The sequence below is a fragment of the Methylorubrum thiocyanatum genome, from assembly GCA_014138645.1.
Lineage (GTDB): Bacteria > Pseudomonadota > Alphaproteobacteria > Rhizobiales > Beijerinckiaceae > Methylobacterium > Methylobacterium thiocyanatum.
Genome location: JACJIB010000002.1, coordinates 219,408 through 234,928 on the forward strand (window position 1 = coordinate 219,408; position 15,521 = coordinate 234,928).

Annotated in this window: 12 protein-coding genes; 7 read left to right on the forward strand and 5 right to left on the reverse strand. The window is 68.3% G+C overall.

Annotated features, from left to right (window positions below; genetic code table 11):
- Positions 1-40 precede the first annotated feature (40 nt).
- Positions 41-250: a hypothetical protein gene (locus HNR51_RS04785; RefSeq protein ID WP_182554145.1), complete on the forward strand. Its 210-nt coding sequence runs from the start codon at positions 41-43 to the stop codon at positions 248-250.
- Between the two features lie 594 nt (positions 251-844).
- Positions 845-3,193, forward strand: coding sequence for a hemolysin (locus tag HNR51_RS04790; RefSeq protein WP_182554146.1), 2,349 nt, complete (start codon positions 845-847; stop codon positions 3,191-3,193).
- Positions 3,194-3,366: 173 nt separating this feature from the next.
- On the opposite strand, the gene hisN is transcribed toward HNR51_RS04790, so the two are convergent.
- From hisN to HNR51_RS04815, 5 genes are all read right to left on the reverse strand, one after another.
- Entirely contained in the window at positions 3,367-4,158 is a 792-nt protein-coding gene (hisN, locus tag HNR51_RS04795; protein ID WP_182554147.1) for a histidinol-phosphatase, read from the reverse strand.
- Positions 4,159-4,213: 55 nt separating this feature from the next.
- Complete coding sequence (locus tag HNR51_RS04800) at positions 4,214-6,250, reverse strand: AI-2E family transporter (protein ID WP_182554148.1); 2,037 nt, start codon at positions 6,248-6,250, stop codon at positions 4,214-4,216.
- Between the two features lie 202 nt (positions 6,251-6,452).
- Positions 6,453-7,220 (reverse strand): LamB/YcsF family protein, encoded by a 768-nt coding sequence (locus tag HNR51_RS04805; protein WP_182554149.1) that lies wholly within the window; start codon positions 7,218-7,220, stop codon positions 6,453-6,455.
- Positions 7,221-7,677: 457 nt separating this feature from the next.
- Entirely contained in the window at positions 7,678-8,976 is a 1,299-nt protein-coding gene (locus HNR51_RS04810) for a nicotinate phosphoribosyltransferase (RefSeq protein ID WP_012456771.1), read from the reverse strand.
- A 155-nt stretch (positions 8,977-9,131) separates the two neighbouring features.
- Positions 9,132-9,635 (reverse strand): pyridoxamine 5'-phosphate oxidase family protein, encoded by a 504-nt coding sequence (locus tag HNR51_RS04815; RefSeq protein WP_012456772.1) that lies wholly within the window; start codon positions 9,633-9,635, stop codon positions 9,132-9,134.
- 138 nt (positions 9,636-9,773) lie between these two features.
- Between HNR51_RS04815 and HNR51_RS04820 the strand changes: the two genes are divergently transcribed.
- From HNR51_RS04820 to HNR51_RS04840, 5 genes are all read left to right on the forward strand, one after another.
- On the forward strand, positions 9,774-10,046 hold the full coding sequence (locus HNR51_RS04820; RefSeq protein WP_141954184.1) for a hypothetical protein: 273 nt from the start codon (positions 9,774-9,776) through the stop codon (positions 10,044-10,046).
- Positions 10,047-10,149: 103 nt separating this feature from the next.
- Positions 10,150-11,271, forward strand: a complete 1,122-nt coding sequence (locus HNR51_RS04825; protein WP_182554150.1) for an Mrp/NBP35 family ATP-binding protein — start codon at positions 10,150-10,152, stop codon at positions 11,269-11,271.
- 59 nt (positions 11,272-11,330) lie between these two features.
- Positions 11,331-11,933 (forward strand): molybdenum cofactor guanylyltransferase MobA, encoded by a 603-nt coding sequence (gene mobA, locus HNR51_RS04830; protein WP_182554511.1) that lies wholly within the window; start codon positions 11,331-11,333, stop codon positions 11,931-11,933.
- 315 nt (positions 11,934-12,248) lie between these two features.
- Positions 12,249-14,975, forward strand: a complete 2,727-nt coding sequence (gene gyrA / locus HNR51_RS04835) for a DNA gyrase subunit A (protein ID WP_012456776.1) — start codon at positions 12,249-12,251, stop codon at positions 14,973-14,975.
- A 145-nt stretch (positions 14,976-15,120) separates the two neighbouring features.
- Complete coding sequence (locus HNR51_RS04840) at positions 15,121-15,408, forward strand: GIY-YIG nuclease family protein (protein WP_182554151.1); 288 nt, start codon at positions 15,121-15,123, stop codon at positions 15,406-15,408.
- The last annotated feature ends 113 nt before the right edge of the window (positions 15,409-15,521 follow it).

The following is a 15,521-nucleotide window of genomic DNA, read 5'->3' on the forward strand; positions in this document are numbered from 1 at the left end:
GGGCAGACCCCTGCAGGCCCTCTCCGCTCTGAAGGCACTTGTGCTGAGCTACGTCGTGGGCTTCGCCGCGCTCGCCGTGCTGTTGCTGCCTTCCCTGGGCGGGTGGGGCATCATCCTCTCCCTCGGCGGCGTGAGCATCGCGTTGCCGTCGCGCGCGGTGGCGGCGCCGGCCCTCCTCCGGCGCAGGGAAACGCGCAGCCACAGCCGGTTCGCGCTGACCATCGAACCGACCCGCCGCCCGAGGAACTGAACCGCCTCCGCGCTGCCTCAGACCGGCGGCGGTCGCCCCTCGCACCCGGATCGATCGGCAGGCCGCAGTTTGCGCCGCGGGACGCGTGGAGACCTCTTGCGCCGTAGGCGCGTGGCGATCGCGTCATCCGGTTCGCCGACAGGCAATCCGGGCACGCCGGACCCGCAGGTCTGAAGCGTTCTCGATCGGAATGGGTTGCTCGCCTTCCCTGCACGGTTTGTTTCCACGTCGGATCGGCTCTGCATTCAATGGTAATCCCCGGAATCCGGGTCGATGTCGAATTTTTGTTCCTTTCCGTAGGTCGTCGCGCACTGTTTTCTATCGGTACGAATTCTGATGCGCATTGTCTCAAGCACACCAATTTCGATTCGAGGCGATTTTCTCATCTATCGCCTGTCTGATCTGAAAATGCACAATCAAACAAGTTAAAATCCTAATTTATCAGTCAATCGCTCGGGAGCATCTCCAAAATAGATTGCAATCCATCGGGGCTCTAGTTGGTCGAACGCAGAGTCGGCGTGTCGCAAATGGACTTAGAGTTGCTGGACGCGCCCGAACGGCGATCCGGACGCAGCTCGGATGGAGAAGACGAGTATGACGAAGATTTCCGTCACCTGGGCAAATGGATCCTCGATCAACTTGGCCGGGAGCAAGGCGAGTCTGATCCTCGCGACGGCACAGGCGGCTGCCGACTCGTGGGCCAAGCACATCCAAGGTGAGAGCACGATCGAGATCGCGCTCGGGATCGGCAATGTCGGCGGCGGCAGTTACATTGCCAACGGCGGCCCTAAACAGGTCTGGAGCGGGGGCTGGTGGGCCACCGCCATCCTCGAGGCCCGCGAGGGATATGACGCGAACGGCGGCACGCCGGAAGGCATAGTCACACTCGGCGAGCACAGGCTCGGCGATTTGTTCTACGATCCGGCAGGGGTTGCGGGTGTTCCGCGCAACAAGATCGATGCCCTGACCCTTTTCAAGCACGAGATCGGCCACGCGCTGGGCTTCATCGATTTCCCTGCCACGAAAGCGGCCAACGGGGCGCTCGTCTTCAATGGCGAGAACACGCGGACGGTTCTCGGTGGTCCGGCCCTGCTCGATGGAAGCCGGTCGCACGTGGTGGGACGCGAGGATCTCATGGATCCCTATTCCAATTGGGGCGGGCGGTCCGGCATCTCGGATCTCGACTTGGCCATGCTTCAGGACAAGGGGATGCCGATCGCGACCGAGCGGACCGACAAGATCTGGCTCGGCAACCGGGCCGACACCTTTTTCGGCTATGGCGGTGACGACTGGATCGACGGCGGCCGGGGCGACGACAAGCTCTTCGGCGGCCTGGGCAACGACACGCTCAGCGGCGGGGATGGGAACGACGCGCTGGACGGGGGCGAGGGCAACGACACGCTCAGCGGCGGAAATGGGAGCGACACGCTGGATGGGGGCGCTGGCACCGATAGGGTCGTGTTCGCGGGCCGGAGTCAGGACTACGTTGCGCTCTACGGCGCGACCGGCGCCCTCGCCCTCAAGCATCTCGCCTCCGGCAGCATCGATACGCTGACCTCGATCGAGACGCTGACCTTCGACGACACCGTGCTCGGCGTGCCGGGCCTCCTCGCCCACCTGCAACAGCGCTACGGGACGGCGCAGGCCGGCAAGGCGCCCTACGAGATGGCCCTGAACGCCGCCTCGGACGAGGCCTACCGCGCCGAAATCCCCGAGATCGACGGCGCATTCAGCGTGACCGCGCGGGTGACGTTCGACGACGTCGCCGGCGGCTACTTCCAGCGCGTCTTCGATACCGGCAACGGCGCGGGCCGCGACAACATCTGGCTCGGTCAGGTCGGCAACAGCCGGGACATGGCCTTCGAGATCCTCGATGGCGCGATCAAGCATCGCATCACCGCCAAGGACGTCATCAAGCAGGGCGTCGAGGCGCAATGGACCGCCGGCGTCGACGAGCGGGGCTGGATGTCGCTCTACAAGGACGGCGTGCTCGTTGCCGAGGGTCAGGGGGCGGTGCCGCGCGACGTGACGCGCACGAATGATTTCGTGGGCAAATCCAACTGGGCGCATGACACGGCCCTGAAGGGCAGCATCTACGACCTGACCTTCAAGGACGACCTGCCCGACATCCACGGTGCCTTCACCGCCAGCGCGACGGTCCGGTTCGATGATCTCGATGCCGGCGCGTGGCAGCGTGTCTACGACATCGGCAACGGTCCCAACGCCGACAACGTCTTCCTCAGCCAGATCGGCACCTCCAAAGACATGCAGTTCACGATCATGAACGGCAGCAAGTCCGCCAGCATCGTGGCCAAGGGTGCGATCGTCGAGGGCGAGGAAGCGACCTGGACGACCAACGTCAACGAGACCGGCTGGATGCGCCTGTTCAAGGACGGCGCGCTCCTGGCCGAGGGACAGGGCATCGTCCCGAAGGACGTCGCACGGATCAACGAGTTCGTCGGCAAGTCCAACTGGCAGGCGGACAAACCGCTCGTCGGTGAGGTGAGCGACCTGACGATCACGCCGTTCCAGGGGATCCCGGAGATCGACGGCGCCTTCAAGATGTTCGCCGAGGTCCGCTTCGACGATCTCTCCCACGGGAATTACCAGCGCGTCTTCGATACCGGCAACGGTCCGTGGAGCGACAACATCTGGCTCGGCCAGGTCGCCAACGGTGACGACATGGCCTTCGAGATCTTCACGGGCAGCACGAAGCACCGGATCACGGCGGCGGACGCCATCGTCGAGGGTGAGATGGCGAAGTGGCAGGCCAGCGTGGACGAGGCCGGCTACATGCGCCTGATCAAGAACGACAAGGTCGTGGCCGAGGGGCAGGGCGCAGTTCCGCTGGATGTGCTGCGCACGAACGATCTGGTCGGCCACTCCAACTGGTCGTGGGATACCGCGCTGGTCGGACAGGTGAAGGATCTGATCTTCGCCTGATCCGGGGCCCGCTCGATCGAAGCGGACACCGTCTCAGCAAGCCGGCGCGGCCCTTAAGGCGAAGACCCGATCCGCTCTCCCGAAGGGATCGAGCGGATCGGGGATGAGCCCGGCCGCTGATCGCCGGGGGCGTGACCCACGCCCCCGGCATCCCTCGCTCTTGGGAGCGGCCCCTAAGGGTTGAGCCGCCTCAGAGCGGCGTCATGGAGGCGGCGGTCGCCCGCCGCGACGATCCGGCCGCCGCCGGTCGCCGGACCGCCGTCCCAAGTCGTGACGACCCCGCCCGCACCCTCGACGATGGGGATCAGCGCGACGATGTCGTAGGGCTTCAAGCCTGCCTCGACCACGAGGTCGATCTGGCCCGCGGCCAGCATGCAGTAGGCGTAGCAGTCGGCGCCGTAGCGCGACATCTTCACCTCCGCCTCGACCGCCCGGAAGCGTTCGGCCTCCTCGCCTTCCGCGAACAGGCGCGGATCGGTGGTGGCGAGGATGGCGTCGCCGAGCGCCTCGCTGCGGCGGGTGTGGAGGCGGCGTTCGCCCTTGGGGCTGCGCACGCTCGCGGTCTTGCCGTCGCCGAGGAAACGCTCGCCGAGATAGGGCTGGTGCATCAGGCCGCGCACCGCCGCGCCGTGATGGGTCAGCCCGATCAGGGTGCCCCAGGTCGGCAGGCCGCTGATGAAGGCGCGGGTGCCGTCGATGGGATCGAGCACCCAGACGCATTCCGCATCCGCCCGCTCGGAGCCGAACTCCTCGCCGAGAATGCCGTGGTTCGGCAGCCGGTCCTTGATCATCCGCCGCATCACGGCCTCCGCCGCGCGGTCGGCCTCGGTGACCGGATCGAAGGCGCGCCCCGTCCCGTGGGACTTGTCGTCCAGGCCGAAATGCGCCCGGAAGAACGGCAGGATCGCCGCTCCGGACTGGGTGGCGAGATCTTCCATGAACTGGGCGAGATCGACGACGCTCATCGGGGGGCAGCCTTCCGTTGACGGCTTCAGACGAAGCCGTCGTGCGGCCGATCCGTCAAGCCGGCTCGGGCAGGGCCTGCCGCGGCGGCGCGGCCGCGTCCCGCATTCCCGAGGCATCCGGGGCACCGTTCTGGCGGGCGAGCGCGAGGATCGTCTCGATCAGGTCGCGCAGCGAGGTGACGTGGTCGTCCGCCCCGAGCTTGGCCCGCAACGCGTCGTCGGCGAGCATCGGCTCGTCGAGGCGCCACAGCCCGGCGACGACGGGGACGCGATCGACCTTCTGGCGCAGCCGCCCGACGAGGCGGCGCAGATGCGTCGGCTCGCCCGAGAGCGCCAGCGAGATCACGCAGACCGCCTGGGCCGGGCCCGGATTCCATTCGCCGATGCGCACCCGGGCGACCTCGGCGAAGGGCACCTGCCGCGTGCCGAAGCCGCGCTTGCGCAGGAGCTGGTCGGCGATGGCGGTCGCCGCGCCGTCGAGGAAGCCGCGGCCGGAGACGAGGAGCACCGCACCGTCCGCGCGCCACGCCTCGGGCAGGTCGTCGGGATCGGAGCGGGGAATCGGATCGCTCTTGCAGGCGCTCTCCCCCTCACCCGCTCCTGCGGAGATCAGGCGTCCGGGCTTGGAATCGGGATCGGGCACCGCGTCCTCGCGATCCTCCAGATCCTCCACCAGGGCGGTGATCGAGGCGCGGATCTCGTCCTTCTGGTCGGGGGTGAGCACGCCGCGGGCGGCGTCGCGGGCGGCGAGTTCCAGGCCCTTGAGGACCACGTCGTCGTAATAGGCCGAGAGCGAGCATTCCTGCAGGATCAGCTCGGCATGCTCCTGCGCCTCTTCCGGGTCGTCGGCGAGCATGCGCTGGTAGAAATTCTCGATCGGCGTGAGGGCCGGGCGGTTGCTGAACAGCACGTCCAGGAATTCGAGCCGGTCGACATGGCGCCCGAGCACGACGAGGCAGACGGTGAGCGGCGTCGAGAGCAGCAGTCCCACCGGTCCCCACAGCCAGGTCCAGAACAACGCCGAGACCAGAACCGAGAACGGCGAGAGCCCGGTGGAGTGTCCGTAGACCAGCGGCTCGATGATCTGCCCGACGATGGGCTCGACGATGGCGAAGAGCAGGAAGGTCGCCACCACCATGCTCCAGCCCGGATCGACGGCGGCGGCGAGCGCGATCGGCAGCACCGCGGAGAGGAAGGCGCCGATATAGGGCACGAAGCGCATCACCAGCGCGAAGATGCCCCACAGCACCGGGCTCGGCACGCCGATGATCCAGAGGCCGACGCCGATGACGACGCCGAAGGCCGAGTTGAGGGCGAGCTGGCCGAGGAAGTAGCGTGAGAGCCGCCGCGCGGCATCGTCCATGGCCACGGTGGTGCGGTGGAGGTCGCTGGATCCGGCGAGCCGGATCAGCCGGTCGCGCAGGTCTTCCCGTTGCATCAGGATGAACAGCAGCACCACGATGACGATGCCGGCGGTGGCGAGCGGTTGCGCCACCGGAGAGAGCACGGTGGTGGCGAGTTCGAGCGGGCTCGGGCGCCGCTCCTCCACCTGCACCAGCATCGGCTTCGGCGGTTCCGGCTCGGTCTTGCGGGTGCTGTCGCGGGCCGCCTGCTCGCGGCGGGCCTTCTCGGCCGCCTCCTTGTTCTCCTCGCCGCCCTGGTGGATCGCCCGGTTGATGTTGGCGATGTAGTCCATCGTCCGGCCGAGCGTGCCCTCCCGCAGCCCCTCGACCTTGCGCTCGATGGTCCGCTGGTAGCGCGGCACGTCCTGGGCGAGTTCGGCGACCTGCACGCCGATCACGGTGGCGAGCGCGGCGATGATGCCGGCCGCCAACAGCACCGAGACCAGGACGGCGACCGCCCGTCCCAGGCGCAGCCGCCGCAGGAAATTCACCAGCGGCCCGAGCACGAAGGAGAGCAGCACCGCGATGGCGATGGGGATCAGCACCTCGCGGCCGAGAAAGAGGCCCGCGACGATGATCGCGAACACGATCATCGAGGAGGCGAGCGGGCCTTTGGGCGCCTCGGCGGCGGGAACACGCGTCGGGCGCGGGGGCACGACGAAGCCTTCACCGGTGGACATGCGCTTCATCTCAGGCCGAGCTTTCCTGTTACGCTACGCGTCCCGCGAGGCTGCCGGCCCCGCTTCGTGCCGTGTCGGCTCGGCGGGCCGGTCGCGTCGCCCGCTCGGGCGAATGACCGTCGTGGGCCAGCGCCCGAAGGCACTTGAGCTCAAGAAACCGTGAGCAGCGTGGATTCGATCCCTGAAACGTCGCCGTAACGCGGCGCGTCGTTCAAGGCTCGGAGAAGGGGCGCAGCGTAAAGCCCGCGCGTTCCAACCCGGCCCGCACCGTTCCGGCCATCGCGAGAGCCTGCGGATTGTCGCCGTGGACGCAGACCGTGTCGATCGCAACCGGGATGCGCCGCCCGCTGATCGTGAACACCGCGCGTTGTTCGACCATGTGGACGACGCGCGCGGCGGCCTCCTCTGCGTCGTGGATCACCGCATCAGGCCGCGCGCGCGGGGCGAGCGTCCCGTCCTCGGCATAGGCGCGGTCGGCATAGATCTCCCGCACGAGGGCGAGCCCGGCCCGCTCGCCGGCCCGCTCGGCCGGCAGCCCCGGCATCACCACCAGAGCCAGAGTGCGGTCCACCCCGGCCACGGCGCGAGCCAGCGCCTCGGCGATTGCCGCGTCCTCGTTGGAGAGGTTGGCCAGCGCCCCGTGCGCCTTGACGTGGGTGACGCGGGCGCCCGCGAGTGCGGCACAGGCCTGGAGCGCACCGATCTGGTAGGCGATGTCCCGCTCGATTCGCGTCGGGCTCTCCTGAACCCGGTTCCGGCCGAAGCCGCGCAGGTCGAAGAAGCCGGGATGGGCGCCGACGGCCACACCGCGCGCCTTCGCCGCCAGCACCGTCTCGACCATGATGTCGGGATCGCCCGCATGGAAGCCGCAGGCCACGTTGGCCGAGGTGACGATGTCGAGGAGCGCGGCGTCGTCGCCCATGCGCCAGGGCCCGAAACCCTCGCCGAGATCGGCGTTGAGATCGATGCGACCACTCACGCGGCGGCCCGCATCGCGCGCGACGCCCGGCGGTGCCCGGGCTCGGATGGATCCGTCTGCGCCGAGTCGCCGGGCCTCGGTCGCATCGTCACGCCGAAACCCTCCGTCGCCTCGCCGATGAAGCGGACGCCCGCGCCTACGAGCGGCGAACGGATCGCGTCGAGGGTATTTGCGCGCGGGGCGGCTTGATCGCTCTCGATCATGTTCAGCGTCACAACCGAGACCGCGGCCCCATGGGCCAGAACCCCTTGCGTCCACTTGAGGAGACCGCGACCGGCGCGGATCCGGGCAGGGGTGATGGATGGGCTCGGCATGGGGCGGCGATGGGTGAAGCGGAAAGAATGTCCAAGTTTCCGGTTCCACAATGCACGCTGGACGGGCGGCTGGAAACCGGTCGGATGTCGGCGTGCCTTGGAGGGCCATCCTCCCTTCGGCGGCAGGTTTGCGACAAATGCAGTCACACCGCCACCGGCAAGGCCGCCTGCTCGCCCACGCCGAAAACCCGCTTGTAGCGCTCCACCTCCGCCGCCGGGCCCTGCGCCTTGCTCGGATTGTCGGAGATCTTCACCGTCGGGCGCCCCTCGGCTTCGGTGACCTTGCAGACGACCGAGATCGGATCGAGGCGTCCCTCCGGGACGAGACCGCGAAAATCGTTGGTCAGCCGCGTGCCCCAGCCGTAGCCGATGCGCATGCGGCCGTGGAAATGGGCGTGGATCGCCTCGATGTCGTCGATGTCGAGCCCGTCGGAGAAGATCGCCAGCTTGTCCCGCGGGTCGCAGCCCCGCGATTCCCAGAAGGCCAGCGCCTCCTCGCCGCCCGCGATCGGCTCCTTCGAATCGATGCGGATGCCGGTCCAGGCGGTGAGCCAGTCGGGGGCGTTCGCGAGGAAGCCGGTGGTGCCGTAGGTGTCGGGCAGCGCCACCAGCAGGTTGCCGGCATAGTCCTGCTGCCAGTCGGCGAGCACGGCGTAGGGGGCCTGGGCGAGGGCGTCGTCATCGTCGCCGGCCAAGGCGGCGTAGACCATCGGCAGTTCGTGGGCGTTGGTGCCGACCGCCTCGACCTCGCGGCGCATGGCGATCAGGCAGTTCGACGTGCCGAGGAAGGCCCGCTCACCCAACCCCTCGCTCATCGCCTGCACGCACCAATCCTGCCACAGGAAGCCGTGGCGGCGCCGCGTGCCGAAATCGGCGATGGACAGATCGGGCAGGCGCTTCAGCCGCTCGATCTTTTCCCAGACCCGGGTCATGGCGCGGGCGTAGAGCACCTGAAGCTCGAACTTGCCCATGCCCCGCAGCACGGCGCGGGAGCGCAGCTCGTTGAGGATTGCGAGTGCCGGCACCTCCCACAGCGTGGTCTCGACCCAGGGGCCGTGGAAGGTGAGCGCCACCTGCCCGTCGCGGACCTCCAGCTCGTATTCCGGCAGCCGGAAGGTCTCGAACCACGCCATGAACTCGGAGGAGAGGATCTGGCGCTTGCCGTAGAAGGTGTTGCCGCGCAGCCACGTGGATTCGCCCCGGCTCAGGCGGATGGTGCGGGCGTGGTCGAGCTGCGCCCGCAATTCCCCGAGGTCGATCTCGTCGGCCACCCGCACGCTCCTCGTGCGGTTCTGGATCCCGAAGCTGACCCGGACATCGCGGTGACGGCGGAAGATCATCTGCGCCATCAGCAGCTTGTAGAAATCCGTATCGAGCAGCGAGCGCACGATCGGGTCGATGCGGAAGTTGTGGTCGTAGACCCGCTTCGCGAGGTCGATCATGAGCCGTCCGTGTTCGGGGAGTGTTGCCCGAGCTTGGGACGGATCGCGCCTGCGATCAACGCCGGCCGGCGTGGACGGCCCTCACAAAAACGGCGCCCCCGCCGGGGCGGGGGCGCCGAATATCGAGCAGGGCACCCGGCCCTGTCACGAAAGAATCAGGCGAGGTTGACCTTCTTGGTCTCGGTCTTCGGGCTCTCGCCGGTGAGCGAGGCCTTCACGTAGCCGTAGAGGTGGACCATCGTGGAGGACGGGCTGTCCCAGTACTCGCCCTGCTCGGGATGGATGCGGATCAAGCCGACCTCGGGGTCGTTCTTGCCGTTGGGGAACCACGTCTTGAGGCTCTCCTGCCACTTCTCGTCGATCAGCTTCTGATCGCGGATCACTTCGGCCTTGCCGGCGATGGAGACGTAGGTCTGGCTCGACGGGTCCGAGTAGGCGAGGTTGACTTGGTTGTCGCGGCTGATCTCGGCGGTCTTCGGGCTGTGCAGCTTGGTGAAGAACCAGATGTCGCCGTTCTCGTCGATCTCGTTGTTCCACATCGGGCGGCTGTTCAGCGTGCCGCTCTGGTCGGCGGTGGTCAGCATCGCGACCTTGACGTCCTTGGTCAGCTCGAAGAGCTTCTTCGCGCCCTCGTGGTCGCGATGGTTGCCCTGGTGCATGTGATCCGTTCTCCGTTGTCGGCAATGGTGCGAGCCGGACGCGCGGGGCCGTCCGGCGATTGCCTCGACAACGAGCGAGGCCAGGGTTGGTTCAGGGGCCGGTCGGGAAGCTGCGCGAAGATGGGCGCGAAGATGGGGATGAGGGTTGCGCTGCTCGCAGCGCTGATGATCGCCGGCCTCGGACCGGCCGCGGCCGAGGTGCGCTTCGGGCCCGGCGTACGCATCGGCGGCCACGACTTCTCGAACCGGCGCACCCGCAGCGTCCATATTGAGCGGGTGAAGCGGCTGCGCGGTCCCGTCGGGTGCCGGCATCTGCGCCGCGGCGCCTACCGGCGCGGCGACGGCTCGGTCGTGCGCGGGCCAATGGACGCGTGCAACCTGATCGCCATTCCGCCGGGGCAGCGGCGCTGAGACCGAGTTCCCGGGCTGGTGTTTCCCGCAAGGGCGGTTAGATGAACGGAAGCGGCCTGACCCCGTTCGAGGGCTTGCCCCTTCGCCCGATGGAGTTCGAGTTTTGGCGATCACGCGCGACGACGTGCTGAAGGCGCTCTCGACCGTGACGGTCGATCGCGGCGGCACCACCCTGCCCGGCTCCGGCCGCCTCTCGCCGGTGGTGATCGATCCGGGCAACCGGGTGATGTTCTCCATCCTGATCGACCCAAGCGAGGCCGAGCGCTTCGAGCCCGTGCGCCGCGAGGCGGAAGGACGCGTCCTGGCTCTGCCCGGCGTGTCGAGCGTGCTGGCGAGCCTGACCTCGGAGCGGGCGCCGAATGCGCCGCCGCCGGGGGGGGCGCCCCGCCCGCCCGGTCCCGGTGCGCCGCCGCGCCAGGGCAACGCTTTGCCCGGCGTGCGCCACATCGTGGCGGTGGCCTCGGGCAAGGGCGGCGTCGGCAAGTCCACCACCGCCTGCAACCTTGCCCTCGGCTTGAGCGCACAGGGCCTGCGCGTCGGCCTGCTCGATGCCGATATCTACGGCCCCTCGGTGCCGAAGCTCCTGGGACTGTCCGGCAAGCCCCGGGTGCTCGAGGGCAAGACGCTGGAGCCGATGCAGGCCTACGGCCTGAAGGCGATGTCGATCGGTTTCCTGATCGAGCCGGAATCGGCGATGATCTGGCGCGGGCCGATGGTGCAGTCGGCGATCACCCAGATGCTGCGCGACGTGGCCTGGGGCGAACTCGACGTGCTCGTGGTCGACATGCCGCCCGGCACGGGCGATGCCCAGCTCACCATGGCCCAGGCGACGCCGCTGTCGGGCGCCGTCATCGTCTCGACGCCGCAGGATCTGGCGCTGATCGATGCGCGGCGCGGCGTGACCATGTTCCGCAAGGTCTCGGTGCCGATCCTCGGCGTGATCGAGAACATGGCGACCTTCATCTGTCCGAATTGCGGGGCGGCCTCGGCGATCTTCGGCCATGGCGGTGCCCGCCACGAGGCCGAGCGCCTGGAGGTGCCCTTCCTCGGCGAGATCCCGCTGACCATGGCGATCCGCGAGACCTCGGATGCCGGCCGCCCCGTCGTCGCGACCGATCCGGACGGGCCGCAAGCCAAGGTCTACCGCGAGATCGCCCAGAAACTCTGGGGCAACCTCACCGGCGCGCCCGCCGGCCGGGCGGCGCCGAGGATCGTGATCGAGTGAGCGGCGCTCCGGTGTCCGGGGCGGGCATCTCCGGGTCGGGCATCTCCGGGTCCGGCATCTTGGGCCTGATCCTGGCCGGCGGCCTGTCGCGGCGGATGGGAGGCGGCGACAAGCCGCTCCGGACGCTCTCCGGCCGTACCCTGCTGGCGCGTGTCGCCGAGCGCCTCGCGCCGCAATGCGGGGGCGGCCTCGCACTCAGCGCCAACGGTGATCCGGCCCGCTTCCGCAGCGTGTTCGCGGGGCGTGTCCTGCCGGACACCGTCCCGGACCATCCGGGACCGCTGGCCGGCATCCTCGCCGGGATGGAGGCGGCGGCCGCTCTCCCCGGCCTCACCCATGTCGCCAGCGTACCGGGCGACGCGCCGTTCCTGCCGCACGACTTCGTCGCCCGCCTCGCCGGAGCCGCCGCCGCGGAGGGAAAGTCCATCGCGCTCGCGGCCTCGGGCGAGCGGCGCCACTTCACCTCTGCGCTCTGGCCGGTCGCTCTGCGCGAGGACCTGCGCGACTGGCTCACCCGCGGCGAGCGGCGGGTCGGCGGCTTCATCGAGCGGCACGGCGCGGCCGTCGCCATCTGGCCGGCGGAGCCTCTCGACCCTTTCCTCAACCTCAATGCGCCCGAGGATCTGGCCGCGGCGGAAGCGCTGCTGGCGCGGCGTCCCTGAGGCGTCGGGAAAGCGCCGCCGACAGGGCCGCGGATGTTGTGCCGGGGCCCTGGAATTCATATTTAAGTAACTGAAACCACGGCCTTTGGCTGCTGGCGGGGTCTCCCCTCCGCTCTCCTCATCCTGAGGTGCCGCGAAGCGGCCTCGAAGGATCCTCCAGATCCCGCGCGATCGCTGGAGGATCCTTCGAGGCCCGCCGACGCGGGCGCCGCAAGGTCATGGAATGGATCGGAGGGGTCGCACCGCGATGGCCTTTCCGGCTCACTCGGCGGCGCCTGTCGGCGGGTGAACGAACAGAAGATCGAGAGAACGACGTTGGCAGACGACAAGGACGACACCGGCGCCGGCACGCCGCCGCCCGCGACCGACATCAAGCCCGTCTCCATCACCGACGAGATGCGCCGCTCGTATCTCGATTACGCCATGAGCGTGATCGTGAGCCGGGCGCTGCCCGATGCGCGCGACGGCCTCAAGCCGGTGCACCGGCGCATCCTCTACTCGGCCTTCGAGTCCGGGCACCTGCCGGAGCGCAAATACGTCAAGTCGGCCCGTATCGTCGGCGACGTGATCGGTCAGTACCACCCCCACGGCGACCAATCGATCTACGACGCCTTGGTCCGCATGGCGCAGGACTTCTCCATGCGCCTGATGCTCATCGATGGGCAGGGCAATTTCGGCTCGGTCGACGGCGATCCGCCGGCCGCCATGCGCTACACCGAATCGAGGCTCGCCCGCCCGGCGATCTCGCTGCTCACCGACATCGACAAAAACACCGTCGACTTCCAGTCGAACTACGACGATTCCCGCGAGGAGCCGACGGTCCTCCCCGCGCGCTTCCCGAACCTCTTGGTCAACGGCGCGGGCGGCATCGCGGTCGGCATGGCCACCAACATCCCGCCGCACAATCTCGGCGAGCTGGTCGATGCCTGCGTCGCGCTGATCGACGATCCGGCCCTCACCATCGAGGCGCTCAACGAAATCGTCCCCGGCCCCGACTTCCCCACCGGCGGCATGATCCTGGGCCGCGCCGGCACGCGGCAGGCCTACACCACCGGCCGCGGCTCGATCATCATGCGCGCCCGCTCGCATGTGGAGGAGCTGCGGAAAGAGCGCGAGGCGCTGATCTTCACCGAGATCCCGTATCAGGTGAACAAGGCGACGCTGATCGAGAAGATCGCCGAGCTGGTGAAGGACAAGCGCATCGAGGGCATCTCGGACCTGCGCGACGAGTCCGACCGCGACGGCATGCGCATCGTCGTCGAGATCAAGCGCGACGCCATGGCCGACGTCGTGCTGAACCAGCTCTACCGCTACACCCCGCTCCAGACCTCGTTCGGCGCCAACATGGTGGCGCTCAACGGCGGCCGGCCGGAGCTGATGAACCTGAAGGACCTGCTCCTGGCCTTCAACGACTTCCGCGAGGAAGTCGTCTCCCGGCGCACCAAGTTCCTGCTCAACAAGGCCCGCGAGCGCGCCCACGTGTTGTGCGGTCTGGCCATCGCGGTCGCTAATATCGACGAGGTGATCCGCCTGATCCGCACCTCGCCGGACCCGAACACCGCCCGCGAGGCCTTGATGGCCCGCGACTGGCCGGCCCACGACATCGCCCCGCTGATCGCGCTGGTGGACGATCCGCGCCACCGGGTCGCCGATGACGGCACTTACCGCCTATCGGAGACCCAGGCCCGCGCCATCCTCGACCTGCGCCTGCAGCGCCTCACCGCCCTGGGCCGCGACGAGATCGGCGACGAGCTGAAGAAGCTTGCCGACGAGATCGCCGACTATCTCGACATCCTGCGCTCCCGCGCCCGCATCCAGGCGATCGTGAAGCACGAGCTGGCCGAGGTGCGCGAACTCTTCGCCACCCCGCGCAAGACCGAGATCATCGATTCCGATTTCAGCGTCGAGGACGAGGATCTGATCGCCCGCGAGGACATGGTCGTGACCGTGTCCCATGCCGGCTACGTCAAGCGCGTGCCGCTCTCGACCTACCGGTCGCAGAAGCGCGGCGGCAAGGGCCGCTCCGGCATGAGCACCCGCGACGAGGATTTCGTCACGCGGCTGTTCGTGGCGAACACGCACACGCCGGTCCTGTTCTTCTCCGACCAGGGGCAGGCCTACAAGGAGAAGGTCTGGCGCCTCCCCGTCGCCGCCCCGAACGCGCGCGGCAAGGCGCTCGTCAACATCCTGCACCTGCAGAACGAGGGCGAGCGCATCACCACGATCATGCCGCTGCCCGAGGACGAGGCCTCCTGGGAGACGCTGGACGTGATGTTCGCGACCGCCTCCGGCAATGTTCGCCGCAACAAGCTGTCCGACTTCGTACAGGTGAACCGCAACGGCAAGATCGCGATGAAGCTCGATCCGGGCGATCACATCGTTCATGTCGAGATCTGCCGTCCCGACCAGAACGTGCTGCTCACCACCGCCTTGGGGCAGTGCATCCGCTTCCCCGTCGAGGACGTGCGCGTGTTCAAGGGCCGCGATTCGACCGGCGTGCGCGGGATCAACCTGGGCAAGGACGACAAAGTCATCTCGATGGCGATCCTCAACGCCTTCGACGCCTCGCCCGAGGAGCGGGCCGGCTATCTGAAGATGCGTCGCGCCGTGATCGGCGATTCCGGCGAGGAGGGAACGGAGAACGGCGAGGCCGAGGAGGCCAGCGCAGCGGCGATCTCGCCGGAGCGCTACACGCAGATGGGCGCCGCGGAACAGTTCGTGCTGACCCTGTCCGAGCGCGGCTTCGGCAAGCGTTCGTCCTCCTACGAGTACCGGACCTCGGGCCGCGGCGGCAAAGGCATCACGGCGATGCGGGTCAACGCCCGCAACGGCAACCTCGTGGCGTCCTTCCCCGTGGAGGCCTCCGACCAGATCATGCTGGTCACCAATGCCGGCCAGCTCATCCGCGTACCGGTGGACGACATCCGCATCGTCGGCCGCGCCTCTCAGGGGGTGACGGTGTTCAACACCGACAAGGCCGAGCGCGTCGTCTCGGTGGAGCACATCGAGGGCGAGGAAGAGGGCGGCGAGGAGGCCGTCTGAGACTGACCCGATCTTGCACCCGTCATCCCGGGGCCGCGCAGCGGAACCCGGGATCCACCCGCGATGCGCGGCCGGAGGGATGTCGCGCTCGACCGTGGATTCCGGGTTCGCCTGCGGCGACCCGGAATGACGGGAGAGGGTGCTTGTGATCTGTGCCGTTTATCTGCTCGCGCACAAGCGGGACGGCACGCTCTACCTCGGCGTCACGAAGGATCTGAGCCGGCGCATCTGGGAACACAAGACCAAGGCAGCACCCGGTTTTTCGGCCCGTTACGCCGTCGATCGCCTCGTGTGGTACGAGGTCTACGACCGCATCGACGAAGCCATCGCCCCTGAGAAGGCGCTCAAGAAATGGCGCCGTGCTTGGAAGGTTGCCTTGATCGAAGCGATGAACCCGGACTGGTCCGACCTCTACGAACGGTTGAATGCCTGATCGAGCGAGGCAGGGCCGCCATTCTCCCAAGCATCGGCAGCCGTCATCCCGGGGCCGCGCAGCGGAACCCGGGATCCACCCGTGGTGCGGGGCTGGAAGAGATGTCGCGCTTG